We start from the raw sequence: 23,180 nt of genomic DNA, 5'->3' as shown, positions 1-23,180 counted from the left end.
GAAGGCGACGAGTGGGTGATCGGCGACGGCGCCCTGCACGTGAAGTCCGACCGCGAGGGCCTGATCGAGTGGCTGGCGCGCGGCCAGGCGCGGTACGTCGAGGCCGACGGCGTTTTCAGGGTAGTTCTCCCTACAAGGCGATCTGGCGGTTCTGGTCCTTGTAGAGCAGGTAGCGGAAGTTCGACGGTCCGCCGGCGTAGCAGGCCTGCGGGCAGAAGGCGCGCAGCGACATGTAGTCGCCCGCCTCGACCTCGACCCAGTCGGCGTTCAGCCGGTAGACGGCCTTGCCCTCGAGCACGTACAGGCCGTGCTCCATCACGTGGGTCTCGGCGAACGGGATCGAGGCGCCCGGCTCGAAGGTCACGATGTTCACGCCGAAGTCGAAGGCCACGTCCTGCGGGTCAAGCATGCGCGTGGTGCGCCACTTGCCCTCGGTCTCCGGCATGGCGCCGGGCTCGATGTCGCGCTCGTTGCCGACGACCGGAGCCGGTGCCGCGACGCCAGCCAGGACCTCGTAACGCTTGCGGATCCAGTGGAAGGTTGCCACCTCGACGCCGTTGTTGTGGGCCTGCCACTGCGTGCCGGCCGGGACGTAGGCGAAGCCGCCCTCTTCCAGGGTGTGCGCGGTGCCGTCGATGGTCACGGTCAGCGAACCGGAGACCACGAAGAGGAAGGACTGGACCTCTGCCTGCGGCTCCGGGTTCTCCGAGCCGCCGCCCGGGGCGACCTCCACGATGGACTGGGCGAAGGTGGTCGAGCCGCCGGCGACCGGGCGGTTCAGCACCCAGGCGCGGGTGCCGGTCCACTCCGGGAAGACCGAGGTGACGATGTCGCGCAGCACGCCGCGCGGGATGACCGTGTACGCCTCGGTGACGATGGCGCGGTCGGTCAGCAGGTCGGTCTGCGGCGGGTGCCCGCCGTAGTTCGTGTAGTAGCTTGCATCCGCACGAGTCTGGGTCTTAGACATTCGAGTCCTCCGTCTGTGTTGCTCGCGCCAGGGCGATTGATTCAAGGGTGGATAGGGAAATCTCGGCCTCCGAGGCGATCTCCTCGGCCGTCAGTGCGCCACAGACCAGGCCGCGGCGGATGAAATTGGCCAGCGCCTTCGCGGTTGCCGGTTCGTCCATGATGGATGATTCGATGCGGTGCACGTAGTTGCGCAGGCGTGCCGCCGCGGCGGCAAAGCCCTCGCGGTAGAACGCGTAGGTCGCCAGGTAGCGGGTGGGCAGCTGGTTCTCGTGCAGGTCCCAGCCCTGGTAGATCCCGCGTTCCAGGTGGCGGCGCACCAGGCGGGCATGCAATGCCCAGGCGGCTTGGACCTGTTCCGGGTCGCCGAGGGGCAGGATGTTGGTCGAGCCGTCCGACATGTGCACGCCGGTGCCGGCGATGGCCACCTGCATGACGTTCTTGGCGTAGTCCGCGGCCGGGTGCTCCATGGACTGGTAGGCCGCCGCGATGCCCAGCGAGGCCGAGTAGTCGTAGGTGCCGTAGTGCAGCGAGGAAATCCGGCCCTTGCCGGCGTGCAGCAGCGTCGCCGACGGGACGGTGCCCTCGTGCGAGAGGATCAGCTGCGGGGTTTCCATCTGGACCTCGAAGCGCAGGCGCCCGGCGGGCAGCGAGTGCGCCGCCTCCAGCTGCTCGCAGACGAAGACCATGGCCTGGACCTGGGCGACGGTGGTGACCTTCGGAAGGGTCAGCACCAGGCCTTCGGGCAGTTCGCCGGCGCGGGCCAGCGTGGAGACGAACAAATCCAGCGTGCGCAGCCCGCGGGCCCGGGTGGGCGCCTCGAAGCACTTGAAGCGGATGCCGATGAACGGCGGGGCGAGACCTGCGGCCACGGCCTTGGCGACCTGTTCGGCCGCCGCCACTGCCGCGGCGTCCTCGGCCGTATCGCCGCGGTTGCCGTATCCGTCCTCGAAGTCCAGGCGCAGGTCCTCGATGGGCTCGCGGCCCAGCTTCGCGGCGACCAGCGCGGCAAGCTCATTCGGCTGGGCCAGGCCCAGCTTCTCGGCCAGGGCGGCCAGGCCTGCCACGCCTCCGGCGACCTCCAGGGCCGCGGCTCCCCAGGCAGCCGGCAACCCGGGGGTGAAGCGGTCGGCCGGGACGTAGGCGGTGTGGATCGGCTGGCGCCGTCCGTCGTCGCCCGGGTAGTTGTTCTCCAGCAATTCGTCGGTCGCGGCCAACTCGGTCTCAATGCTTGCCAGTGCGGCTGCGCTCAGCGCGCCTTGCGGGCTCATTTTGCCACCAGCTCGGTGCCCAGCAGGCGGTAGGCAGGCAGCGTGAGGAAGTCCTCGAAGTCCTCGTCGCGCCCGGAGACCAGGCGGCCAATGAGGTCGGCCGCGGGTGCGTAGTACGCGGCGAAGGTTTCCTCGTCGTTGACCTCGCCGCGCAGCTTCTCGACCTGGACCTCGAGTGCCTTGGCGACGAGCTCGGCGGTGATGGTGTTGCCGGTGTCGGCGGCGACGACCTGGTTGCGGATCTGCTGCCAGATCTGCGAACGGGAGATCTCGGCGGTTGCCGCGTCCTCCATGAGGTTGTGGATCGCGACCGCGCCGTTGCCCGAGAGCCAGACCGCGGTGTAGGCGACGGCCACGTAGAGGTTCGTGTTGACCCCGGCCTCGGTGACCGAGCCCGGTGCCGAGGCGACGTCGAGCAGCTGGCCGGCGGTGACGGAAACCTCGGGGCGCTGCTTGTCCAGCTGGTTCGGCTTCTCGCCGAGCACCGAGTCGAAGACCTCCACGCAGATCGGGACCAGGTCGGGGTGTGCAACCCAGGAGCCGTCGAACCCGTCGTTGGCCTCGCGGGTCTTGTCGGCGCGGACCTTCTCGAAGGCCGCGGCGGTGACCTCGGGTTCGCGGCGGTTCGGGATGACGGCGGCCATCCCGCCCATCGCGAAGGCGCCGCGCTTGTGGCAGGTCTGCACCAGCAGCTCGGTGTAGGCGCGCATCATCGGGGCCGTCATGGCCACATCGGCACGGTCCGGCATGACGAACTTGTCCCCGGCCTCGCGGAAGTACTTGATGATGGAGAAGAGGTAGTCCCAGCGCCCGGCGTTCAGGCCCGAGGCGTAGTCGCGCAGCTCGTAGAGCATCTCGTCCATCTGGAAGGCCGCCGGGATGGTCTCGATGAGCATGGTGGCGCGCACGGTGCCGTGTTCGATTCCCAGCTCGGCCTCGGCGAAGGAGAACACGTCGTTCCACAGGCGGGCCTCGAGGGCGGACTCCATCTTGGGCAGGTAGTAGAACGGGCCCTGGCCGGAGGCGGAAAGCACCTTGGCATTGTGGAAGAAGTGCAGGCCGAAGTCGACCAGTGCACCGATGGCCGGGGCGCCGTCGATGAGCACGTTGGCCTCCGGCAGGTGCCAGCCGCGCGGGCGGACCACGATGGTGGCCAGCGGCGCGTCGGTGCGCAGCGTGTAGGACTTGCCGTTGCCCGCGTCCTCGAAGGACAGGGTGCCGGCGGCGGCGTCGGTGAGGTTCACCAGCGCGTCGATCACGTTGTGCCAGGTCGGGGTGGAGGCGTCCTCGAGGTCCGCCAGCCAGACCTTGGCGCCGGAGTTCAGCGCGTTGATGGCCATCTTGGCCGGGGAAGCCGGGCCGGTGATTTCCACGCGGCGGTCCTGCAGGGCGGCCGGTGCCGGCGCCACCTGCCAGTCGCCGTTGCGGATCTCGGCGGTGGCCGGATCGAAGTCCATGGTGCCGGTCTTGGCGGCCTCGGCGCGCGCAGCGGTGCGCGTCTCAAGGAGCTGTTCGCGGGTCGCGGTGAACTTCTCGTGAAGCTTCTCCACGAAGGCAAGCGCCTCGGCGGAAAGGATCTCATCGGCCTTGGCAACGGCCGGGGTGTGCGTCAAGTTGATGCTCATGGTGGTGGACCAGATCTTTCTTGCTACTTGTTCTTCGCGGCCGCGGAGGAAACGGCCTCGGCAACGTCTGCGGCCACATGCGGGTCGAAGACGGAGGGAATGATGAAACCCGGGTTGAGTTCATCTTGGCTCACGCGGGCCGAAATGGCATCGGCTGCAGCCAACAACATTTCGTCGGTGATGTCTGAGACGCGTGCATCGAGCAGTCCGCGGAAGAAGCCCGGGAAGGCCAGCACGTTGTTGATCTGGTTCGGGAAGTCGGAGCGGCCCGTGGCGACCACGGCGGCGTGGCGGCCGGCGGCGGCCGGGTCGACCTCCGGGTCCGGGTTGGCCATGGCGAAGACGATGGCGTCCTGGTTCATGGCTTCGATGTCGGCCTCGTCCAGGACGTTGGGGGCGGAGACGCCGATGAAGACGTCGGCGCCGACCATGGCTTCCTTGAGCGTTCCGGTGAACTGCTCCGGGTTGGTGTTGTCGGCGAGCCACTGGCGGTGCGGGTCGGACGACACGTCGGTGCGGCTGATCGCTCCGTTGCGGCCCGCGGCAATGATGTTCTTGGCGCCACGGGCGGCCAAGAGCTGGATGATGGCGTTGCCGGCGGCGCCGACGCCCGAGACGACGATGCGGACCTTGTCGATCTGCTTGCCGACCACCAGCAGCGCGTTGGTCAGCGCGGCGAGGGTGACGATGGCGGTGCCGTGCTGGTCATCGTGGAAGACCGGGATGTCGAGTTCCTCGCGCAGGCGGGCCTCGATCTCGAAGCAGCGCGGTGCGGCGATGTCCTCGAGGTTCACGCCGCCGTAGACCGGGGCGAGCGCCTTGACGATCATGATGATCTCTTCGGTGTCCTGGGTGTCCAGGCAGACCGGCCAGGCATCGACGTTGGCGAACTGCTTGAACAGCGCCGCCTTGCCCTCCATGACCGGAAGCGCCGCGGCCGGGCCGATGTTGCCCAGGCCCAGGACGGCCGAGCCGTCGGTGACCACGGCAATGGTGTTGCGCTTGATGGTGAGGTTGCGGGCATCCTCGGGGTTCTCGGCGATGGCCATGCACACTCGGGCCACCCCGGGGGTGTAGGCGCGGGAGAGGTCGTCGCGGTTGCGCAGGGCGACCTTCGGGACGACCTCGAGCTTGCCACCCAGGTGCATGAGGAAGGTGCGGTCCGAGACGTTGCGGACGTTCACGCCCTCCAGGGCATCGAGGGCGTCGCGGACGGACTGGCCGTGCTCGGCGTCGGTGGTGTTGCAGCTGACGTCGACGACCATGTGGTCATGGCCGGATTCGGCCACGTCAAGTGCGGTGATCGACCCACCGGCGCGGCCCACGGCCGCGGCCAGTTCGCTGGTTGCAGTGATCGAGACGGGCGTTTGGACACGCAGCGTCAATGAATATCCCGGGCTAGGTACAGCCATATCGTCCTCCTGAAAAAGTTTCCGTATAGTGGATACTATTATCTACGCAGTGAAATTACAAGCACTTCTGTGGAGTGGGTCACGGAAATTGTGGGCCAAAGTTTCGGATCGTGGAAAAATTCTCTGAAGCTCCGGTATTGTTGGGCCCAGAGACATGACCATTGGCGGGATCGATTAACCGATTCATGCCCGCGCACCAGCAGACCCAGGAGCAACTCCATGGCCGAAGCCAAGACGACATCGGGCGTCCAATCCGTCGAGCGCGCCTTCGAGCTCCTTGAACTCATCGGCAGGGCCGGCGGCGAGGCCGCCCTGAGCGAACTCGCCATGGACACCCCGCTCCCGCTTCCCACCATCCACAGGTTGCTGCGCACCCTGGTGGGCATTGGATACGTCCGCCAGCTGAACAACCGCCGTTACGCCCTGGGCCCGCGGCTGATCCGTCTGGGCGAGGTCGCCAACCGCCAGTTGGGCGCGCTTTCCACGCCGATCCTCCAGACCCTGGTGAACGACCTGGGCGAATCGGCCAGCATTGCGGTGCTCGACGGCGACATGGTCACCTACATTTCCCAGGCCCAGTCCCCGCACGCGATGCGCATGATCACCGAGGTCGGACGCCGCTCTTCGCTGCACGGCACGAGCGTGGGCAAGGCCATCCTGGCGGTGCTGGAGAATGATCGGGTTCAGCGCCTGGTCAACCAGGCCGGCATGCCCGCCCACACGCCCAAGACCATCACCACCATGCACCAGCTCTTTGACGAACTCGAAAAAGTGCGCGCCCGCGGCTACGCCATCGACGAGGAAGAGCAGGAACTCGGCGTGCGCTGCCTGGGCATGGCGGTCCCCGGTGCACCGACCCCGATGGCCATCTCCGTCTCCGGGCCCGTCACCCGCGTAACTGACGAGTTCACCTCCCGGGCCATACCGCACCTTCGTGCGGCCACGGCCCAGCTGTCCGCGGCCCTGGCCGTCACCACGGGCTAGATCCCGCACAAACACCGCAGGCGGTCCGGTCGGACGCGGGAAACCTGTTTCCCTGCATCCGACCGGACCGCCTTGCCGGTTAAGCTGGCCGTTCCCGCGAATCAGTGGTGTGGTGCGGGCGGGGCCGACCGCACGAACTCGGACTCGTCCGGGCACTTGATGCCGGCTTCCTGGCATTTTTTGCGGTGCTCTTCCACGATGCCCCTGAACTCGTCCTCGTTGACGACGGGTATTTCCGCCCCCTCCGCGTCGATGATCCTGCCGGATTTGAAGCGGTCCCCCTCGAGCAGCCCGCGAACCTCCTCCGCCTTGACGATGCGTGGAACCTGGTCGGCAATGACCATGCGCGGGGGTGCCGCGGCGTAGGCCGACCCGTGCCTCTTCGGGGTTCCGATCTTCAGTTCGTTGAAGAGCAGGTTGAGCGACACCGCCATGACAGCGGCCGAGCTGATGCCCGAGTGGAAGATGGTGGCGAACCAGGCGGGGAACGCATCGTAGAAGTCGGGCTTCACGATCGGCACCGCGCCGAAGGCGATCGAGGTCGCCACGATGATCATGTTCAGGTTGTTCTCGTACTTCACGCTGGCCAGCGTGCGAATGCCCGAGGCGGCAACGGTGCCGAAGAGCACGATGCCTGCCCCGCCCAGCACCGGGGTGGGGATCGCGGCCACCACCCGGCCGAGCACCGGAAGCAGGCCCAGCACCACGAGGATTCCGCCCCCGGCGGTGACCACGAAGCGGGACTTGACTCCGGTAATCGCCACCAGACCGACGTTCTGCGCGAACGCGCTCTGGGTGAAGGTGTTGAAGATCGGGGCCAGGATGCTGGAGACCATGTCGGCGCGCAGGCCGTCGGCGATGCGCCGGGAGTCCACCCGGGTCTTGGCGATCTCGCCCACCGCCAGGATGTCCGCGGTGGTTTCGGTGAGGATCACGATGACGACGATCGTCATGGAGACGATGGCGCCGACCTCGAAGACCGGCCAGCCGAAGGCGAGGGGCTGGGGGAAGGCGAAGACTGCGCCGTGGCCCACCGCGGAGAAATCGGCCATCCCCAGGAACATCGCGATGATGGTGCCGATGACCATGGCCAGCAGGATCGAGAGGCGTGAGATGGCTGCCTTCCCGACCTTGGAGAGCAGCAGCACGATCACCATGGTCAAGGCGGCGAGTCCGATGTTCTCCAGGCTTCCGTAGCCATCCGCCTTGGCGTTCCCTCCCATGGCCCAATTTGCGGCCACCGGGGTCAGCGAGAGCCCGATCATGGTGATGACCACGCCGGTGACAACCGGCGGGAAGAAGCGCACGATCTTGGCGAAGAAGGGGGCGATCACGAAGCCGATCACCGAGGCGGCGAGCACGGCACCGAAGACCGACTGGATACCACCGTCCCCGTTGACGATCGCCACTATGGTGGACACCGAGGCGAACGAGGTTCCCTGCACCAGCGGCAGCTGGCAGCCAAAGAACGGGATTCCGACGGTTTGCAGGATCGTGGCCAGCCCACCGACGAACAGGCAGCTGGCAACCAGCACGCCGATTTGTTCCGGGGTTAGCCCGGCTGCACCGCCAATGATCAGCGGCGGGGCGATGATGCCGCCGTACATGGTCAGCACGTGCTGGAGCCCGTAGGCGATGGTTTTGCCCAGCGGCAACTGCTCGTCCTCGGGACGGCTTATAGTACGTTTGACTTGCGCAGCCTTCATGTCTGACTCCTTGATGGTTGCGATGATTCGGGGGTGCCGCGTGGCAGCGCAGGCACCCCCGAGACCTCATCGGCTAGCAGAATCCGGGCGTGCTTTCCCAGATCGGATGGGCGGCGGAAGCACCTTCACGGGTAATGGCCGCCTCGATCAGGCCATACGGGCGATCCGCCGCGAAGAAGACCTCGTTCGGGTTGTCTTGCCCAAACGGAGACAGGTCAACCAGGAAGTGGTGCTTGTTGGGCAGCGAGAACCTGATTTCCTCGATTTCCGGATGCGCCTCCAGGACTGCCTCGCCCATGTCGAACATGGTCTGCTGCAACGCGAAGGAATGCTTGGCGGCGAAGCCCCCCAGCAGCAGTTCCCGCACCGAGGCGTAGACGGCGTTGAAATCCAGTTGTCCGTTGGCAACCGCGGCCGAGTTGTAGCGCCACCGGCTGCTGACGTCGGTGGCCAGGATCCGGTCGCCGGTTTCCCGCAGCGTGGTAAAGCGGTCAACGGGGAAGTTGCGGAACTCGCTGGCGGTGGACTTGAGTACCGTGAGGTCCTTGATCCCGGCAAGAACCGTCACCTCGCCATCCTTGATTTCCAGCACCGCGGTTCGCACCTCGGACTTGTTCCGGGAGAAGGCATGGTCATGGTCCTGGATGCGGTCCCAGAAGTACTGTTCGGCCGCCCAGCGCCCGCCGGTGACCCAGTCGAATTCCGTGGTGAAGTGCGTGCCGAGCCGCAGCAGGAATGCCTCCGGGGAGCCAACTCCGTCCCGGGCAAATCCGTAGACGGTGTTCTTCTGCGTATCGGTGGCGACGACGTGCCGGTTGTCGCCGTCGACGTGCGCGGCGAGGAAGTCGCCACGAAGCTGCGAGGTCACGTTCAGGTCCTCGATCTCGTGGCGGTCGGTGTCCCGGGTGATCTTCACCAGCCGGACCTCGGCCTTGCCATATTGGTTGGCGCCAAGGACGATCTTGGTGCCGGTCCGGCTTTCGGCTGCAAAGGTGTTCATGATGTCTAGCTCCCTCGGTACGTGGAATATGCAAACGGGCTGATAAGAAGAGGTACGTGGTAGTGAGCGGCGATGTCGTTGACGACAAAGTCGATGCTGACCGCGGGAAAGAAGGTTTCCGTACCCGTCTTTCCGAAGTAGTCACCCGTGCCGAAAGTGATCCGGTGGCGTCCCGCTTCGACCTTTGTCGGGCCGAGAGTCTCGATGCGTCCATCGGCATCGGTGATTCCTGATCCGATTTCTTGCCAGCCGGATGCCGTCTTGGCTTCCAGCGTGGCCTTGACACCGGAGGCAGGCCTCCCGGTCCCGGTGTCGAGTACATGGGTGGTGATGTGGCTTCGCGCTTCCTGGGTGGCGCTCATCAAGGACTCCTTTGGATTCGTTGAGGGAAGAAGAAAGAGGGGGAAACTTTTGGGCGCCGGATTAGCGCGCGGGAACGCGGTTGAATACCGCGGCAAGACGCAGCAGTGCGATGGCACGCAGCTGCTTGCCGACTTCCGCCAGCTCTGACGCAGGGTCGTTTCCCAGGCGGCGGCGTAACTCGGCGAGGATTTCTTCGCTGCCTCGCCCGGCGGCGCGGATGAGAAAGACGCGGGCGAACCGTTCTTCGTATGCGCGGTTCCCGGACTCGAGTGCGGCGGCGATCTGTTCGTCGAGGTCCAGGCCTGATTGTTCACCGCGGCTGAGCGCGGCTTCGTCCGAGGAGCCGACGGCGCGCTCCCCGATGCGGGGGTGATGGGCAAGCGCGGCGTCGATTTCCGCTTCGGTGAACGGGTTGGCGGCCGCTTGGGCACAGGCCAAGAGCCCGTCGACGGAAGCAAAGGGGCGGGCGTCGAGAATGGCCTCGACCCAGCGATCGATGTCGGCACATGGCCGGAGCACTGCGGCCGCGTCGTTCGAGTCGAGGGCGTTGAAACGGGAAATATCCATGGGGTGATCAGCTCTTTCAATCCTGCGTGGTTTACCTGCACCATCCAGGGCTGAACACCCTTACCACCGGCTTGGAACCGGCTTCGACTCGATGTTTCTGGATGGTGGAACTCTTCTTTCACCCCATGTAACTCGGATCACACCCCTCCCGTCAAGGGGTGTGGCCAATCTTTTCCAGCGGGCCCTCACCTTGCCCCCACCGAACAGGTGTGAACCAAGTTACGTCAAACCCTTGCCTTTCCAGCGGTTCACATACATACTTAATTTCACTAGCCAATATTTGGATTCCATATCTTGGAATCTTTGCCGTTTAGAGGAGGACCGCATGAAAATCATCCAGCCCATCGCTGAAGCACCCAGCGAGAAAACAGCGCGCGCAGTTCCGGAAACCTCAACGGCACTCAGCACCGGAATGTTCCACCCGATCGGCGGACTGGACCCGGACATGAGCCGCGGCCCGCGAAGCCCCAAGCCACGCATCGGGTTCTGGTCGCGCTTCCGCACCGTACGCAGCTAGCCGCCGGCCGCCCAGTCCACGGGATCCCCGGCATCCCGTGCCGGAATAGACGACCGCAGCGGTGGAATTCCAGGCACTGCCATGGGGTCCCACCGCGTACGGGTCTTCCCCGGACGAGCCTCGGAGCAATTACCGCCGACCCAGGGACCCGGGTCCCCCCGCTGCGGCAATGGTCTCAGTAGGCTGGGATTCAACTGCCGCACATGAGTTCGCCGCAAGCCGGATCCGCCGGTAATCGTCAGCTCCACACCCAAAGGATGCTTCCACTTGAATCCTCTCCAAAACCAAGCCAGGCCCGCGCCGCGAACCATGCTTGTCACCGGCGCCGGTTCCGGAATCGGGCGCGCGGTCACCCGACGGATGCTTGACGCGGGGTGGAACGTCATCCTGGCCGGTCGACGCGAGCCACAGCTTCAGCAGAGCGCGGGCAACCGCTCCAACGCACTGGTGGTCTCCACCGACGTCACCGACCCCTTGGCCGTGGATCGGCTTTTTGCCGCCGCAATCGATCGTTTTGGCAAGATCGATGTGCTCTTCAACAACGCCGGGGTCTTTGGCCCAGCCGCAACCATCGGCGAGCTCACTGCTCAGCAATGGCAGGAAGTCTGCGCGGTCAACCTCGGCGGGGCCATGTACTGCGCCGGCGCCGCATTCAGGCACATGCAGGAATCCGGCGGCGGGCGCATCATCAACAACGGTTCGATCAGCGCCCAGGTGCCGCGCCCCGCTTCGGTTGCCTACGCGGTGACCAAGCACGCAATCACGGGCCTGACCAAGTCCATCGAGCTGGACGGCCGCCCCTACGGCATTGCGTGCTCGCAGGTTGACATCGGCAACGCCGCCTCGGAGATGATGAAGGATGTCGGTGCCACCTCGGGTGCGCTGCAGGCCGACGGCAGCCGGAGGGTCGAGCCCACCTTTGACATGGACCAGGCCGCGGCAACCATCGAGTTCATTGCCGCCGCCCCGGCCGAGGTGTCGATCAACCACGTCACCATCACCGCCGCCGGGATGCCCTTTATCGGCCGCGGCTAAAGCGCCTCCACGTCCTCGGCGGCACATTCACCACGGCGGCCGGACGAAGCCGGACCGGCAATCATTCAAATGCGCCCCTCGGGCGCTTTGGGAATTCACAAAGGCCGCCGAATGGCGGAATGGCGGGGCATCTCGGGGCGCTGACACAGCTGCGCCACGCGGGCGCGGCATGTCCTCGAGGGTCCAACTGCCAGCAAGGCCCGCCCGCAAGCCCGGCAAAAACCATTCGCATCTTAATATTCGCCGTGGCCGGTGTCACAACCGCACAGGTGCTCCGAGTCACATGTAAGACTCGTGTGAATGTATTCTTTGGAAAAGAATTTCCATAATACGAAATCAATGGGTCGCTACGAGGGCGCCCTTCCATTTCGGGGAGTAAATTCATGACGCAAGACAGTGCCCTGTCCACCGACGCTGATGAGCAGAACAGCGCCACCGGCAGAACACAGAATGGCGGACGTCCGGCCAAGAAAATCGGCGGCGTGCGATGGGCGATTGCCATCCTTCTGTTCTTCGGAGTCCTGGTAAACTACATCGACCGAAGCAGCATCGCCGTTGCCGAAGGCCACATTCGCGAGGATTTTGGTCTGACCGCCGGCCAGATGGGTATCGTGCTTTCGAGCTTCGGCTGGTCATACGCGTTGATGCAGATTCCCGCCGGTCTGTTGCTGGACAAAATCGGCATCAAATGGGTCTTCCGAACCGCAACCGTCCTCTGGGCGGTCTCCTGCTTCTTGACCGCACTTGTCAGCGGCACTGCATTGCTCATCCTTGCCCGGATCATCCTTGGCATCGCCGAGTCACCCATTTTCCCGGGTGCCATGAAAGCCACCGGCTACTGGTTCCCGCGATCGGAGCGGGGAACCGCAACGGCCATCTTTGACAGCGGCCAGCGGCTGTCCAATGTCATCGGCTTCCCGCTGGTGGCCATGGCCGTCGTGACATTCGGCTGGCGGGGCGCCTTCGTCGCCACCGGCATCCTGAGCGTCATCTATGCGGTCATTTTCTTCATCGGCTACCGCGACCCCAAGGCCGCGCACCGCGCGGGCCGGCTCACCAAGCCAGAACTGGACCACATCTCCAATGGCGGCGCGCAGGACGAGGACGCCCCACGCCCCAATCCCCTGGCCAACCTCGGCTATATCGTCCGCCAACGCAAGGTCTGGGGCATGTCGGTCGGACTCGGTTGCGCGGGATACACACAGTGGATGCTGCTCACCTGGCTGCCGGGCTACCTGCAGTCGTCGCTGAACATGGACATCATGGCCAGCGGCATTTTCACGGCGCTGCCGTGGCTGGTAGCCGTTGCCGTGGAGTTCATCTTCCCTGGGTGGATGCTGGACCACCTCATCCGCATCGGCAAGTCGGGCACCGTGGTGCGCAAGACCTTCATCATCGGTGGAATGGTCCTCGCGATGACCGTCGTGGGGGCGGCCTTCACCACCGATGTCATGTGGGCCCTGATCTGGATCACCCTGGGCACCTGCGGCATCACGATGGCCTTCTGCGTGACCAACAGCCTGCCCGCGCTGATCGCCCCGGAGGGCGGCGTCGGTGCAGTTGGTTCAATCATGAACTCGGTCAACAACATCATCGGCGTATCGGCCCCCATCGTCACGGGCTTCCTTGTCCAGGCCACCGGCAACTTCAACCTGGCGTTCATTGTTGCCGGAGTCATCCTGCTGATCGGGGTCTTCTTCTACACCGTGGTCCTCGGCCCGATCGAACAGATCCCATCGGCCGCGGAACGCGAGGGTGCGGCACTCGCCTCGTAGACGGACAGGTACTGTCGCCCCCGGCTCGCGGGGCGGCAGCACCCGGTCAAGGCCGAGACCATCGAGGGCAGCGGACCCACCGCCTTGGTTAGAGGTGCGCGGCGAACAAGCGGTCCAGCTTGGTGAACGAGGACTCCCAGCCGGAACGCGCGGGCTCCAGCACCTCGGCGGGAAGCGGGCCCTGGGTGATCTTCAGGGCGGTGCCCGCCGGGCAATCAACAAACTCCACCCGCATTTCGATGACCAGGTTCAGGGTCATTTCATGCGGTCCGTCTTCCCCGACCAGCAGTTCATGTTCCCGGACCTCGGTGAACGTCGCATGCACCGGGGAGGTCTGGGTGGGGTCCTCGAGCAGGTGCATCACGAATTTCTGTACGCCGCCGACCTTCGGCTCGATTTCCACCGTGTCCACGTGCACTCCCCAGCCCTCCGGGCCGAACCATTCGGCCAGGATTTCCGGTTCGGTAAAAGCCGCCCACACCGCACTGCGGGGTGCCGAAAATTCGCGTTCAATAACCAGTTCGCCCATATCCATGCGCACGAGATTACCCCTGTTCGAGCCGTGAACCGAATAATCCCCGGCTTCTGTGGGGGCAAACACGCCCCGTCCGATGATGAAAGGATTGGGGGCATGACAGTGATGAAATCGATCTTGCTCTTCGGTGTGGCCGCGCTGCTGGAAATCGGCGGCGCATGGCTGGTCTGGCAGGGCATCCGCGAGCACCGCGGCTGGCTCTGGATCGGTGCCGGAGCCGTGGCCCTGGGGTTGTACGGCATCGTTGCCACGCTCCAGCCCGATGCCAACTTCGGCCGCATCCTGGCAGCCTATGGAGGCGTCTTCATTGCAGGCTCGCTGCTGTGGGCGGTGTTCCTGGACGGGTTCCGCCCCGACCGCTGGGACATCGCCGGTGCCGTCGTTGCGCTGGCCGGCGTCGGGCTGATCATGTACGGCCCGCGAGGGGCCTAGAAACAGAAGCCGCCCTGAGCAGGCGGCGGATGCCGTGCCGACGTGCACCGCTACGGCACCGGCCCGCAGGCGCCCGCACGCACCCGGGAACCCGTTGCCGTCCACGGCAAAAGAGTGCAGCCCCCAACCCTTGAATCAAAGCCGCCGCGATGCTGGACTACATGTCATGGACAACGACGCACGCACCATCCTTGCCATTGGGACCAAGAAGGGCCTCTGGCTCGCCGAAAGCAGCGACCGTGAAACCTGGACACTGACCGGACCCCACTTCGCCAACCTCGAGGTCCCTTCCGTGGCCATCGACACCCGGGAAGGCCGGACCCGCGTCCTGGCCGGGATCAACGACTGGCACTGGGGACCCACCGTCGTCTACAGCGACGACGCGGGCGCCACCTGGTCCGAACCGGAACAGGGCGCCATCAAGTTCCCGGCCGACACCGACACCGCGCTGGCCCGGATCTGGCACTTGCGCCCCGACACCGCCGAGCGCCCCGGCGTGGTGTGGGCGGGATGCGAACCGATTTCGGTCTTCAAGTCCACCGACTCCGGGGAAAACTTCGAGCTCAACCGCGGACTGTGGGACCACCCCCACCGCAGCGAATGGGGAGCGGGTGCCGGCGGGGCCGCCGTGCACAGCATCGTCCCCAACGTCCGGGACGAAAACGTCGTCCACGCGGCCATGAGCACCGGCGGGGTGTACCGCAGCACCGACGCGGGGGCCTCGTGGGAACCGCGGAACAAGGGCATCCACGTCGACTTCGACCCCGAGCCGTACCCCGAATTCGGCCAGTGCGTCCACCACATCACCGCCGACGCCGAAGACCCGGACCGGCTCTACGCCCAAAACCACGGCGGCGTGTACCGCAGCGACGACGCCGGGGACGAATGGGTGTCCATCGCCGATGGGCTGCCGGCCGACTTCGGCTTCGTCTTCCTCTCCCACCCGCGCACCGGAGGCACCGTCTGGACCGTCCCGCTCAAGGGCGCCGAGGAACGCAACGCGGTCGGCGGGCGGCTGTCCGCCTACCGCTCCACGGACGCCGGGGCGCACTGGGAGGAACAACACGTGGGCCTGCCGGATGCCGATTTCAATGCGGTGCTGCGCGACGCGGCGGCGGTGGACGAGCACCCCGGGTCCGTGGGCGTGTACTTCGGCACCCGCGGCGGTGAGGTCTTCGCCAGCAACGACGAGGGCGCGCACTTTGTCACGGTGGCCCAACGCCTGCCCGATGTGCTCAGCGTCCGGGCCGCCCAGGTCAACGGTGCGGGCCAATGACGGACATTACCGTCGAGGTGCCCTCGGTGCTGGCCTCCACGCTGGAGGGACAACGCAGCCTGCAGGTCCCGCTGCCCGAGGACGGCACGGTGGGCGGGATCCTGGATGCGCTCGGCGAGCAATTCCCGCTCTTTGCCCGGCGGGTGCGCGACGAACGCGGGCAGGTGCGCCGCTTCGTCAACGTCTTTGTCGGGCCGGACAACATCCGCACCCTTGAGGGCCTGGGCTCGCCGGTGCGGGAGGGCCAAAGCGTGCTGATCATGCAATCGGTGGCCGGCGGTTAACTGCGCTTCACCTGGGCGCGCCCGCGGGACGGCACGCGTGGCCGTTGTCCCTGCCCCGCGGCGACCGGGCGCCGCATGCCACGGGCAGGGCGCGTCGCGGGGGTGCCGAAAAGCGCCCCCGGCACTACGCTGAAGACATGAGTAACCTCGAGGCTTCCCCAGACGAGTTGGTTTGCGGTTCGGATGAGACGCACGCCGGAATCGAGTTGCTTCTCCCGCGCAATGTCCCGCTCGGCGGGCCACGTGCCATGGGTGTGCGGCGCACGCTGCCGCAAAAGCAGCGCAGCCTCATTGGCGCCTGGTGCTTCCTTGACCACTACGGCCCCGACCCGGTGGGCGAATCCGGCGGGATGAAGGTCCCGCGCCACCCGCACACCGGGCTGCAGACCGTGTCGTGGCTGTTCACCGGGGAAATCGAGCACCGCGACTCGGCCGGTTTCCACGCCATGGTACGCCCCGGCGAGGTGAACCTGATGACCGCCGGCCGCGGAATCAGCCACTCCGAGTTTTCCACCCCCGAGACCACGATGCTGCACGGTGCCCAGCTGTGGGTCGCGCTGCCCGATTCGGCGCGGCACATGCCGCCGACCTTCGCCCACTACCGCCCCGAGCCCCTGGTCGGTAACGGATCGTACGTCAGCGTGTTCCTGGGCGAGCTGACCGTGGCGAACCAGAACGGCGCCGACCAGTACTCCGAATCCCCCGTTGCCACGCACACCGAATTGCTGGGGGCAGAGATCCGGCTGGAGCCGGGCACCAGCATCCGGCTTGCCGTGAAGGCACACCACGAGCACGGGGTGTTGCTGGATTCGGGATCCCTTTCCGTCGGGACCGACGAACTGCCGGTGGACCACCTGGCCTATCTGCCGCCCGGGACCCAGGAGATCACCCTCACCGCGGGCCAGGCGCCCGTGCGGGCCCTGCTCATCGGCGGGGAACCGCTGAACGAGCAGATCCTGATGTGGTGGAACTTCGTGGGCCGCACCCACGAGGAAGTCGTCGAATACCGCAGGCAGTGGCAGGCGGAGATCGGCGCCGAGCCCGGGGACGGTTCCACCAAGCGTTTCGGGGACTTCCCCGCCGGCGAGCCCGCGGCCCTTCCCGCCCCGGTTCTGCCGTCGGTGCGTTTGCGCCCCCGCGACTGACCAATACGCCAACATTCATCGGCCGGCGCACCAGCCTCGGCCCGGGAACAACATAAGGAGCCGGTGGGGATCGTGTCGTTGCAAGATGAGCTGGCCAAGCTGCGTCGCGCCCTGGCCGAACGCGCGGCGCTGGGCGACCAACTGGATGCCAAGCGCGAGATGGAGCACTTCGTCTCCTTCCGCTCGCTGCGCGAGATGAACGAGGCCGCCGTCCACTTTGAACGGGCCGGTTGGCAAATCGACCTCACCGAGGGCCAGGACGCCAATTCCCGCTTCCTGCTGCGCGTCTACCGGGAACAGGCGATCGACGTGGAAAGCGCGGAGCACGCCTTGCGCAACGTGCATGCCATCACCGAAAAACACGGCGGGACCTACGACGGGTTCGGAGCCATGTTCATCGACGCCGCCGACAGCGAGCCCAAGGGGTTCTTCGGCCGGCTTTTTGGAAACCAATGACAGCCGAAGCAAAGGAACAGCCAATGGCCGAGATCCGTGTCGAGCACAGGCCCGAACGCCGGCGCTACGCCCTGCTGGACGGGGAGAAGTCGATCGGGGCGGCCCACTACCGAGAGCTGGAAACCCCCGGCGGCATTGAGCGGGTCTTCTTCCACACCGTGGTCGACGAGGCCTACGCGGGTCAGGGGCTGGCCGGAAAGCTCGCCTCGGCCGCGCTGTCCGACACGGTGGAACAGGGCCACAAGATCGTGCCGGTCTGTCCCTACATCAAGGTCTACGTGACCAAGCACCACGAGTACGACGCGAGCCTGGTGAAGCCCACGCCCGAGCACCTGGCGATCCTGCCGAAGGGCTGAGCGGCGGGCGGGTCAATCCGCGAGCTCGAGTCCCAGCTCGGCGAGTGCGGCCCGCAGGATCACGATCCCCTTGGGCCCGAATCCATGCAGCTCCAGCAGCGAAGCCTCCCCGTACTCCGCAGCCTGCTCAAGCGTCGTGATTCGCGCCCCGTCCAGGGCGCGGGCGGCGGGTGCCGAGATCCTGGGCAACGGATGACTGGTCATGGATCCAGCGTAACAATGCCTTCCCGCTCCGCGCGGGAGGGCGCCGTGCCGCGCACCCGCGGGGTGATGAGCGGCAGCAGGGCGCAGATGGCCGCGGTAAACACGAAGGCCGCCACGAACGAGTCGGTGCCGTTGAACGCGCCGAAGCCCGTGCCTAGGCGCTGTAATGCAGGATCAGCGCCGTCAGGAAGCCCAGCGCGGCAATGAAGCCCGTGAGCATGTGCTGCTCCTCGAAGGCCTCCGGGATCATGGTGTCGGCCAGCATCGCCAGGATGCCGCCCGCCGCAATAGCGGTGACCACCGCGATCGCCTCTCCCGGGGCATTGTCGAGGGCGAGGTAGCCGATCATCGCGGCCAGACCGGATAGCACCGCGATGCTCCCCCAGATGGCAAAGACCTCCTTGGGTCCCTTGCCGGCGCGCTTCATGTCCGCGGTGCTGGCGAGTCCCTCGGGGACGTTGGAAATGAAGATTGCCGCCAGCATGGTCGGGTTCACGGCGGCGCCGGAGAGCAAACCGACGCCCAGCACGATGGACTCGGGGATCCCGTCAAGCAGGGCGCCGACCGCTATTGCCGTTCCGCCGTTGCTCGTTCCGCCGCCGGGGCCCCCGGCCCTCGCCGCGGACTTCCCGCGGCGCCGGTGTTCGGCACCGAGGCGCACCAGCAGGGAGTTCGCCCCGACATAGATGACGGCTCCGGCCAGGAATCCGATCACCGTTGCCCACAGCCCTCCGGCTTCCTCTGCCTCCGCAACCAGTTCGAAGGCCAGTGCGGAAATCAGTACGCCGGCGCCGAACGCCATGACGCTGGAGACAATCTTCCGCGGAATGTCCAACCACCAGGCCGCGGCGGCACCGAGCAACAACGCCGACCCGGCGATGGTGCCCCACATGAGCGCTTGCAAGGACGTCAACATGGCGTCACGCTATCGCATAATTACTATTCACGCAGCGTTTTCATGGAACACGCGGCCTTGCGGACAGCTAATTGCCCCCAAGCGCCGGCACCCGGCGGGACCGCCAAACGGCGACGGGCGGTTGCCCCGCCCCTCAAGGGGTAGGGCAACCGCCCGCCTGCGACGATCCGAAGGGGCTAGCCCATGCCGTCCTGCGCCATGTTGTTGAAGCGCGAGTAGTGGCCCTGGAACGCGACAACGATGGTCTTGGTCGGACCGTTACGGTGCTTGGCCACGATCACGTCGGCCTCGCCGGCACGAGCCGACTCCTTGTCGTAGATGTCTTCACGGTGCAGGAGGATGACCATGTCCGCATCCTGCTCAATGGATCCGGATTCGCGAAGGTCGGAGATCATTGGTTTCTTGTCGGTTCGCTGTTCCGAACCACGGTTCAGCTGCGACAGGGCGATGACCGGAACGTCCAGTTCCTTGGCCAGCAGCTTCAGTGCACGGGAGAACTCCGAGACTTCCTGCTGGCGCGACTCCACCTTTTTGCCGGAGCTCATCAACTGCAGGTAGTCCAACACCACGAGCTTGAGGTCGTGTTTCTGCTTGAGTCGGCGGCACTTGGCGCGGATTTCCATCAGCGACATATTCGGCGAATCATCGATGAACAGCGGCGCGTCGTTGAGCCTGCCCATGGTGGTGGCGATCTTCGACCATTCTTCGTCCTGGATCGTGCCCTTACGCAGGTTCTGCAGCGCGATGCTCGCCTCGGCCGACAGCAGGCGCATGGCGATTTCGTTTCGTCCCATTTCCAGGGAGAAGAAGACGGACGTCATGTTGTGCTTAATCGATGCTGACCTGGCAAAATCCAGTGCGAACGTCGACTTTCCAACGGCCGGCCTGGCGGCGATGACGATCATCTGGCCACCGTGAAGGCCCTGGGTCAATTCGTCGAGTTCGAAGATCCCGGTGGGAACACCGATCACGCCTTCGCCTCGGCTGCCGGCCGATTCGATTTCATCGACGGTGCCCTCGATGATGTCGCGCAGCGGGACGTAGTCCTCGGCCGTTCGTCGCTCAGCGACCTTGTAGACCTCGGCCTGGGCCTCGTTGACGATGGCGTCGACCTCGCCGTCCTGCGAGTAGCCGAGCTGCACGATCTTGGTGCCGGCATCGACCAGTCGGCGCAGGACCGCGCGTTCGCGCACGATCTCGGCGTAGAAGCCGGCATTGGCCGCGGTGGGCACGGATTGGATGAGCGTGTGCAGGTATGCAGGTCCGCCAATGCGGGTGATTTCGCCGCGCTTGGTCAACAGGTCCGAGACGGTGACGGCGTCGGCGGGCTCGCCGCGGCCATAGAGGTCGATGATGGCCTCGTAGATTGCCTCGTGTGCCGGGCGGTAGAAGTCCAGGCCTCGCAACACCTCCACGCAGTCCGCGATGGCATCCTTGGACAGCATCATGCCGCCCAGCACGCTTTGCTCGGCTACGAGGTCTTGCGGTGGCGTGCGTCCATAGTCCGATCCTTGTGAATCGGAGCTGGTTTCGGTGCTGGCTAGCGACACGGGCTTTTCCCTTCAAGCTTCGCGGGTTCCCAAGTTTTCCGCTTCAATACCTAATCAGTGTCTCAAGGAGCACGGACGATTCGTTAGGGTCAAAATCACAGGTGCCGTAGGGCACCGCGAACCTGTGGAAATAGGTGGGGAACACTGTCACCCTAGACCTGTTTTCCACCAAACCCAACACGGTTATCCACAGGCCATGTGGATAACCTGTGAACCTCGCGGCGTGTTGTGTGCACAGTCTGGGGAGAAGATTGTGGATTACACTAAATTTTGAGGCTCAACATCGGTCTGACTAGGCATAATCTGAATACACTCCTGTGGATACAAACTATTTATCCACATCACCCACAGGCGTAATCGCCGGTTATACACACAAAAACCCCGAGATTCCGGGGTTAAACCGGCCCTGTTTTCACAGTTACCCACAAGCTATCCACAGACACGCCGGAACTTGCCCAGGTTCTGGGGATAGCGGGCATTGATGGAGATCACCGCCGACTGCCATACTGGGCCGCATGAGCGCCAACAAGACCGCCCCGACAGCCGTTGACCCAACGGAATTCATTTCGGCGGTGCCCCACCCCACCCGGCGCGCGGACGCCGAGGTCCTGCTGGGAATGATGGAGGAAGCCAGCGGACAGCCGCCGACCATGTGGGGGCCGACCATCGTCGGGTTCGGCAGCTACCACTACAAGTACGATTCGGGCCGCGAAGGAGATGCCGGCGCCATCGGCTTCTCACCGAGGTCGGCGAACCTGGCCCTCTACGGGCTGACCATCGCCCCTACCGCCGGTCCATTGCTGGCGAAATTGGGTAAGCACAAGCGCGGCGCATCGTGCCTATATGTGAACAAGCTTGCCGATGTCGATCTGGAGGTCCTCACCCAGCTTGCCCGCGACGGCTATCGATACATGATGGATGTGGTCCACGACCCGTCGTAGGAAATTCCTCGACAAAAACAAAGGGCTCCGCGCCCGTCGCGCCCAATCCATGGTTCGGCGCAACGGGCGTGGAGCCCTTGAGGTTCGGGTGTCCTAGGAGACCAGCTGTTCGGCATCCAGACGACGGAATGCCGAACCGTGGAATACGAGCGGTGAGTTGGCGTTGTCGTGCGTCTGGTGGCCGTGTACCCGCAGCAGCACGACGTGGTGGTCGCCGGCGGGGATCTCCTGCTCGATGGAGCAGTCGAGCCACAGGGTGGCGTCATGCAGGAAGAGCGCGCCCTCGTCGGTCGAATCCAGGCGAAGCCCGGCAAAGCGGTCGCCCGACTTCGAGGCGATCTGTCGGCACACGCCCTCGTTCTTTTCACTGAGCACCGAAACGCCGATGCGCCCGCTGGTGCGCACCAGCGGCCAGGTCTTGGAGGTGTTCTGGACCGCGAACATCACCAGCGGCGGATCCATGGACACGCCAACCGTAAAGGACGAGGCGACAATCCCTTGCGGCTGCCCGTCGACGATGGCGCACAGCGCGGCAATGCCCGAGGGATGCTGGGCAAAGACGTTGCGCAGGGTGTTGGGGGTGAGGTCAGAGGTGAGTGTCATGGTGCTCAATCCTTCGGCTTCGGCCCACCTCCGCGGTGCGTGTAATCCACGCGCCAACCAGCGGGGTGTGCGGTACTTGCCCCCGGGGTTCCGGTAGGCCGAATCATCACCTGGAGCACCCCACCACCGTGAGAGGGTTGCCGGTCAACGGGCCAGGGCCTTACGTTGACACTCTTGATTCATCACTAACGTTAGAAGAAATATTTACGTCTCGTCAAAGTTTATTTCGACATACTAAGTCATGAAGCGTAAGGATCGAAGATTGTGCGATCATATCCCCCAATGTTGTTCATGCGGACCGTGAGCCATCGATCCGCCCTTGAAAGCCGGGGTGGCCTCGGGCGGAGGACAGAAGGCGCTTACGCGCAGGAAGCCGGTCCGTGACCCGTTCGCGATTGTGACTGCGTAACATTCCCGTCCTAGGCGATGTCCGAGACCCCCGTGTACGTCGCATAGGCGGCGTCGCCGGCGCGTTGGTAGACAAGGATGGCAAGCCCGCCCGGGGTGGTTGTGCTGCTGGAAAGGCGCAACCCGGCCGGTGCGCCGCCGTCGGGGAAGAGGCGCCGCCCGTGGCCAAGGACCACCGGCGCCACGACGAGCCGGAGTTCGTCGATCAGCCCGTCGGCGAGCAATGAGCCGGCGAGCCTGGCACTGCCGTGGATCTGCAGTTCCCTGCCGGGTCGGGCCTTGAGCTGGGCAACCTTGGCGGCAACGTCGCCGTAGAGGACCGTGGTCGGGTTCCAGGAACCCTCGCCCAGCGTTTGCGAGGCGACGTATTTGGGCAGGGAGTTCATGAGCGCCGTGAACGGGTCGTCCGGGTCGGTGATCTGCGGCCAGTCCCGGGCAAAGGCCTCATAGGTGCGGCGGCCAAGCAGCAGCCCGTCGGCTTCGCCGAGCCATTGCGCGGCCTGCTCGATGAAGGCCTCGTCCATGTGCGGGACCAGCCATCCACCTTGGGTGAACCCATCCGTCGTGTCTTCCTCGGGAGACCCGGGGCCTTGCGACACCCCGTCGAGACTCACGAACTCCGTCAATGTCAGTTTCATGATCGTGCCTTCCTGGCCGTTCCGCTGCCCATGCCCGGGGGTTGCCGCGGCGGCGCTCCCGGACGGACACTTCTCCACCCGGCAAAACTACTTGACGCAGGCGCCCTGCGCCAGCGTCCGGCATATTGGCCCCGCGCCCTCTCCCGCGAGGCGGGACGGGGCCTTAACCGACTGTGGGGCCCCCCCCCGGGGGGGGGGGCCCGGGGGTTTTGGCC

General features: G+C 65.4%; 25 protein-coding genes and 1 riboswitch. Of the genes, 11 read left to right on the top strand and 14 right to left on the bottom strand.

Annotated features, from left to right (window positions below; translation table 11 throughout):
• Window positions 1–130 precede the first annotated feature (130 nt).
• The 4 genes from ACIPVK_RS19435 to ACIPVK_RS19420 are packed head-to-tail and all read right to left on the bottom strand — an operon-like array spanning window position 131 to window position 5,274.
• Window positions 131–967, bottom strand: a complete 837-nt coding sequence (locus ACIPVK_RS19435) for a bifunctional allantoicase/(S)-ureidoglycine aminohydrolase (RefSeq protein WP_407613627.1) — start codon at window positions 965–967, stop codon at window positions 131–133.
• The gene (locus tag ACIPVK_RS19430) at window positions 960–2,237 is read right to left on the bottom strand and encodes a DUF6986 family protein (RefSeq protein WP_407613626.1); all 1,278 of its coding nucleotides are present in this window, start codon (window positions 2,235–2,237) and stop codon (window positions 960–962) included. The genes ACIPVK_RS19435 and ACIPVK_RS19430 overlap by 8 nt, the downstream gene beginning before the upstream one ends.
• On the bottom strand, window positions 2,234–3,862 hold the full coding sequence (gene aceB / locus ACIPVK_RS19425) for a malate synthase A (protein ID WP_407613625.1): 1,629 nt from the start codon (window positions 3,860–3,862) through the stop codon (window positions 2,234–2,236). The genes ACIPVK_RS19430 and aceB overlap by 4 nt, the downstream gene beginning before the upstream one ends.
• A gap of 23 nt (window positions 3,863–3,885) precedes the next feature.
• A complete protein-coding gene (locus tag ACIPVK_RS19420; RefSeq protein ID WP_407613624.1) occupies window positions 3,886–5,274 on the bottom strand; it encodes an NAD-dependent malic enzyme in 1,389 nt (462 codons plus the stop codon).
• A gap of 219 nt (window positions 5,275–5,493) precedes the next feature.
• On the opposite strand from ACIPVK_RS19420, the gene ACIPVK_RS19415 reads away from it, so the two are divergent.
• The gene (locus ACIPVK_RS19415; protein ID WP_407613623.1) at window positions 5,494–6,258 is read left to right on the top strand and encodes an IclR family transcriptional regulator; all 765 of its coding nucleotides are present in this window, start codon (window positions 5,494–5,496) and stop codon (window positions 6,256–6,258) included.
• Between the two features lie 101 nt (window positions 6,259–6,359).
• Here the strand turns inward: ACIPVK_RS19415 and ACIPVK_RS19410 are convergent, their stop codons facing one another.
• From ACIPVK_RS19410 to uraD, 4 genes are all read right to left on the bottom strand, one after another.
• Window positions 6,360–7,964 carry a nucleobase:cation symporter-2 family protein gene (locus ACIPVK_RS19410; RefSeq protein ID WP_407613622.1) on the bottom strand — a complete coding sequence of 535 codons (1,605 nt, stop codon included), beginning with the start codon at window positions 7,962–7,964 and terminating at the stop codon, window positions 6,360–6,362.
• Between the two features lie 73 nt (window positions 7,965–8,037).
• On the bottom strand, window positions 8,038–8,964 hold the full coding sequence (gene pucL / locus ACIPVK_RS19405; RefSeq protein WP_407613621.1) for a factor-independent urate hydroxylase: 927 nt from the start codon (window positions 8,962–8,964) through the stop codon (window positions 8,038–8,040).
• Window positions 8,965–8,969: 5 nt separating this feature from the next.
• Complete coding sequence (gene uraH / locus ACIPVK_RS19400) at window positions 8,970–9,326, bottom strand: hydroxyisourate hydrolase (protein ID WP_407613620.1); 357 nt, start codon at window positions 9,324–9,326, stop codon at window positions 8,970–8,972.
• Window positions 9,327–9,387: 61 nt separating this feature from the next.
• Window positions 9,388–9,894: a 2-oxo-4-hydroxy-4-carboxy-5-ureidoimidazoline decarboxylase gene (gene uraD / locus ACIPVK_RS19395; RefSeq protein ID WP_407613619.1), complete on the bottom strand. Its 507-nt coding sequence runs from the start codon at window positions 9,892–9,894 to the stop codon at window positions 9,388–9,390.
• A gap of 325 nt (window positions 9,895–10,219) precedes the next feature.
• Here uraD and ACIPVK_RS19390 point away from each other — a divergent pair, with 325 nt between their 5' ends.
• The 3 genes from ACIPVK_RS19390 to ACIPVK_RS19380 all read left to right on the top strand — a co-directional run bounded on the left by ACIPVK_RS19390 (window position 10,220) and on the right by ACIPVK_RS19380 (window position 13,221).
• On the top strand, window positions 10,220–10,411 hold the full coding sequence (locus tag ACIPVK_RS19390; protein WP_407613618.1) for a hypothetical protein: 192 nt from the start codon (window positions 10,220–10,222) through the stop codon (window positions 10,409–10,411).
• Window positions 10,412–10,720: 309 nt separating this feature from the next.
• Complete coding sequence (locus tag ACIPVK_RS19385; protein ID WP_407613629.1) at window positions 10,721–11,446, top strand: SDR family oxidoreductase; 726 nt, start codon at window positions 10,721–10,723, stop codon at window positions 11,444–11,446.
• 383 nt (window positions 11,447–11,829) lie between these two features.
• On the top strand, window positions 11,830–13,221 hold the full coding sequence (locus tag ACIPVK_RS19380) for an MFS transporter (protein WP_407613617.1): 1,392 nt from the start codon (window positions 11,830–11,832) through the stop codon (window positions 13,219–13,221).
• A gap of 88 nt (window positions 13,222–13,309) precedes the next feature.
• On the opposite strand, the gene ACIPVK_RS19375 is transcribed toward ACIPVK_RS19380, so the two are convergent.
• A complete protein-coding gene (locus tag ACIPVK_RS19375) occupies window positions 13,310–13,756 on the bottom strand; it encodes an SRPBCC domain-containing protein (protein WP_407613628.1) in 447 nt (148 codons plus the stop codon).
• Window positions 13,757–13,852: 96 nt separating this feature from the next.
• Here ACIPVK_RS19375 and ACIPVK_RS19370 point away from each other — a divergent pair, with 96 nt between their 5' ends.
• The 6 genes from ACIPVK_RS19370 to ACIPVK_RS19345 all read left to right on the top strand — a co-directional run bounded on the left by ACIPVK_RS19370 (window position 13,853) and on the right by ACIPVK_RS19345 (window position 17,705).
• Window positions 13,853–14,188: a YnfA family protein gene (locus tag ACIPVK_RS19370; RefSeq protein WP_407613616.1), complete on the top strand. Its 336-nt coding sequence runs from the start codon at window positions 13,853–13,855 to the stop codon at window positions 14,186–14,188.
• A 166-nt stretch (window positions 14,189–14,354) separates the two neighbouring features.
• Window positions 14,355–15,464 (top strand): WD40/YVTN/BNR-like repeat-containing protein, encoded by a 1,110-nt coding sequence (locus tag ACIPVK_RS19365; protein ID WP_407613615.1) that lies wholly within the window; start codon window positions 14,355–14,357, stop codon window positions 15,462–15,464.
• A complete protein-coding gene (locus ACIPVK_RS19360) occupies window positions 15,461–15,748 on the top strand; it encodes a MoaD/ThiS family protein (protein ID WP_407613614.1) in 288 nt (95 codons plus the stop codon). Before ACIPVK_RS19365 ends, ACIPVK_RS19360 begins: the two co-directional genes overlap by 4 nt.
• A 137-nt stretch (window positions 15,749–15,885) precedes the next feature.
• Window positions 15,886–16,893, top strand: coding sequence for a pirin family protein (locus tag ACIPVK_RS19355; protein WP_407613613.1), 1,008 nt, complete (start codon window positions 15,886–15,888; stop codon window positions 16,891–16,893).
• Between the two features lie 72 nt (window positions 16,894–16,965).
• On the top strand, window positions 16,966–17,349 hold the full coding sequence (locus ACIPVK_RS19350) for a ribonuclease E inhibitor RraB (RefSeq protein ID WP_407613612.1): 384 nt from the start codon (window positions 16,966–16,968) through the stop codon (window positions 17,347–17,349).
• A gap of 23 nt (window positions 17,350–17,372) precedes the next feature.
• On the top strand, window positions 17,373–17,705 hold the full coding sequence (locus tag ACIPVK_RS19345; RefSeq protein ID WP_407613611.1) for a GNAT family N-acetyltransferase: 333 nt from the start codon (window positions 17,373–17,375) through the stop codon (window positions 17,703–17,705).
• Between the two features lie 12 nt (window positions 17,706–17,717).
• On the opposite strand, the gene ACIPVK_RS19340 is transcribed toward ACIPVK_RS19345, so the two are convergent.
• The 3 genes from ACIPVK_RS19340 to dnaB all read right to left on the bottom strand — a co-directional run bounded on the left by ACIPVK_RS19340 (window position 17,718) and on the right by dnaB (window position 20,375).
• Window positions 17,718–17,909 carry a DNA-binding protein gene (locus ACIPVK_RS19340; RefSeq protein WP_407613610.1) on the bottom strand — a complete coding sequence of 64 codons (192 nt, stop codon included), beginning with the start codon at window positions 17,907–17,909 and terminating at the stop codon, window positions 17,718–17,720.
• A 154-nt stretch (window positions 17,910–18,063) separates the two neighbouring features.
• Window positions 18,064–18,825 carry a ZIP family metal transporter gene (locus ACIPVK_RS19335; RefSeq protein ID WP_407613609.1) on the bottom strand — a complete coding sequence of 254 codons (762 nt, stop codon included), beginning with the start codon at window positions 18,823–18,825 and terminating at the stop codon, window positions 18,064–18,066.
• A gap of 176 nt (window positions 18,826–19,001) precedes the next feature.
• Window positions 19,002–20,375: a replicative DNA helicase gene (gene dnaB / locus ACIPVK_RS19330; protein ID WP_407613608.1), complete on the bottom strand. Its 1,374-nt coding sequence runs from the start codon at window positions 20,373–20,375 to the stop codon at window positions 19,002–19,004.
• Between the two features lie 515 nt (window positions 20,376–20,890).
• Between dnaB and ACIPVK_RS19325 the strand changes: the two genes are divergently transcribed.
• Window positions 20,891–21,316: a DUF1801 domain-containing protein gene (locus tag ACIPVK_RS19325; RefSeq protein WP_407613607.1), complete on the top strand. Its 426-nt coding sequence runs from the start codon at window positions 20,891–20,893 to the stop codon at window positions 21,314–21,316.
• 93 nt (window positions 21,317–21,409) lie between these two features.
• Here ACIPVK_RS19325 and ACIPVK_RS19320 read toward each other — a convergent pair whose 3' ends face one another.
• Together ACIPVK_RS19320 and ACIPVK_RS19315 are read right to left on the bottom strand one after the other, a co-directional pair.
• The gene (locus ACIPVK_RS19320; protein ID WP_407613606.1) at window positions 21,410–21,919 is read right to left on the bottom strand and encodes a flavin reductase family protein; all 510 of its coding nucleotides are present in this window, start codon (window positions 21,917–21,919) and stop codon (window positions 21,410–21,412) included.
• A gap of 67 nt (window positions 21,920–21,986) precedes the next feature.
• Window positions 21,987–22,099: riboswitch (SAM riboswitch) on the bottom strand.
• A 239-nt stretch (window positions 22,100–22,338) separates the two neighbouring features.
• A complete protein-coding gene (locus tag ACIPVK_RS19315) occupies window positions 22,339–22,965 on the bottom strand; it encodes a dihydrofolate reductase family protein (RefSeq protein ID WP_407613605.1) in 627 nt (208 codons plus the stop codon).
• Window positions 22,966–23,180 lie beyond the last annotated feature (215 nt).

The organism is Paeniglutamicibacter sp. MACA_103 (genome assembly GCF_045798555.1).
Classification (GTDB): Bacteria; Actinomycetota; Actinomycetes; order Actinomycetales; family Micrococcaceae; genus Paeniglutamicibacter.
This window is presented reverse-complemented; position numbering and strand designations above follow the sequence as displayed.

Coding starts and splice junctions, on each gene's coding strand:
- ACIPVK_RS19435 (WP_407613627.1), bottom strand. CDS start 967: ATGTCTAAGACCCAGACTCGTGCGGATGCAAGCTACTACACGAACTAC.
- ACIPVK_RS19430 (WP_407613626.1), bottom strand. CDS start 2,237: ATGAGCCCGCAAGGCGCGCTGAGCGCAGCCGCACTGGCAAGCATTGAG.
- aceB (WP_407613625.1), bottom strand. CDS start 3,862: ATGAGCATCAACTTGACGCACACCCCGGCCGTTGCCAAGGCCGATGAG.
- ACIPVK_RS19420 (WP_407613624.1), bottom strand. CDS start 5,274: ATGGCTGTACCTAGCCCGGGATATTCATTGACGCTGCGTGTCCAAACG.
- ACIPVK_RS19415 (WP_407613623.1), top strand. CDS start 5,494: ATGGCCGAAGCCAAGACGACATCGGGCGTCCAATCCGTCGAGCGCGCC.
- ACIPVK_RS19410 (WP_407613622.1), bottom strand. CDS start 7,964: ATGAAGGCTGCGCAAGTCAAACGTACTATAAGCCGTCCCGAGGACGAG.
- pucL (WP_407613621.1), bottom strand. CDS start 8,964: ATGAACACCTTTGCAGCCGAAAGCCGGACCGGCACCAAGATCGTCCTT.
- uraH (WP_407613620.1), bottom strand. CDS start 9,326: ATGAGCGCCACCCAGGAAGCGCGAAGCCACATCACCACCCATGTACTC.
- uraD (WP_407613619.1), bottom strand. CDS start 9,894: ATGGATATTTCCCGTTTCAACGCCCTCGACTCGAACGACGCGGCCGCA.
- ACIPVK_RS19390 (WP_407613618.1), top strand. CDS start 10,220: ATGAAAATCATCCAGCCCATCGCTGAAGCACCCAGCGAGAAAACAGCG.
- ACIPVK_RS19385 (WP_407613629.1), top strand. CDS start 10,721: ATGCTTGTCACCGGCGCCGGTTCCGGAATCGGGCGCGCGGTCACCCGA.
- ACIPVK_RS19380 (WP_407613617.1), top strand. CDS start 11,830: ATGACGCAAGACAGTGCCCTGTCCACCGACGCTGATGAGCAGAACAGC.
- ACIPVK_RS19375 (WP_407613628.1), bottom strand. CDS start 13,756: ATGGATATGGGCGAACTGGTTATTGAACGCGAATTTTCGGCACCCCGC.
- ACIPVK_RS19370 (WP_407613616.1), top strand. CDS start 13,853: ATGACAGTGATGAAATCGATCTTGCTCTTCGGTGTGGCCGCGCTGCTG.
- ACIPVK_RS19365 (WP_407613615.1), top strand. CDS start 14,355: ATGGACAACGACGCACGCACCATCCTTGCCATTGGGACCAAGAAGGGC.
- ACIPVK_RS19360 (WP_407613614.1), top strand. CDS start 15,461: ATGACGGACATTACCGTCGAGGTGCCCTCGGTGCTGGCCTCCACGCTG.
- ACIPVK_RS19355 (WP_407613613.1), top strand. CDS start 15,886: ATGAGTAACCTCGAGGCTTCCCCAGACGAGTTGGTTTGCGGTTCGGAT.
- ACIPVK_RS19345 (WP_407613611.1), top strand. CDS start 17,373: ATGGCCGAGATCCGTGTCGAGCACAGGCCCGAACGCCGGCGCTACGCC.
- ACIPVK_RS19340 (WP_407613610.1), bottom strand. CDS start 17,909: ATGACCAGTCATCCGTTGCCCAGGATCTCGGCACCCGCCGCCCGCGCC.
- ACIPVK_RS19335 (WP_407613609.1), bottom strand. CDS start 18,825: ATGTTGACGTCCTTGCAAGCGCTCATGTGGGGCACCATCGCCGGGTCG.
- ACIPVK_RS19325 (WP_407613607.1), top strand. CDS start 20,891: ATGAGCGCCAACAAGACCGCCCCGACAGCCGTTGACCCAACGGAATTC.
- ACIPVK_RS19320 (WP_407613606.1), bottom strand. CDS start 21,919: ATGACACTCACCTCTGACCTCACCCCCAACACCCTGCGCAACGTCTTT.
- ACIPVK_RS19315 (WP_407613605.1), bottom strand. CDS start 22,965: ATGAAACTGACATTGACGGAGTTCGTGAGTCTCGACGGGGTGTCGCAA.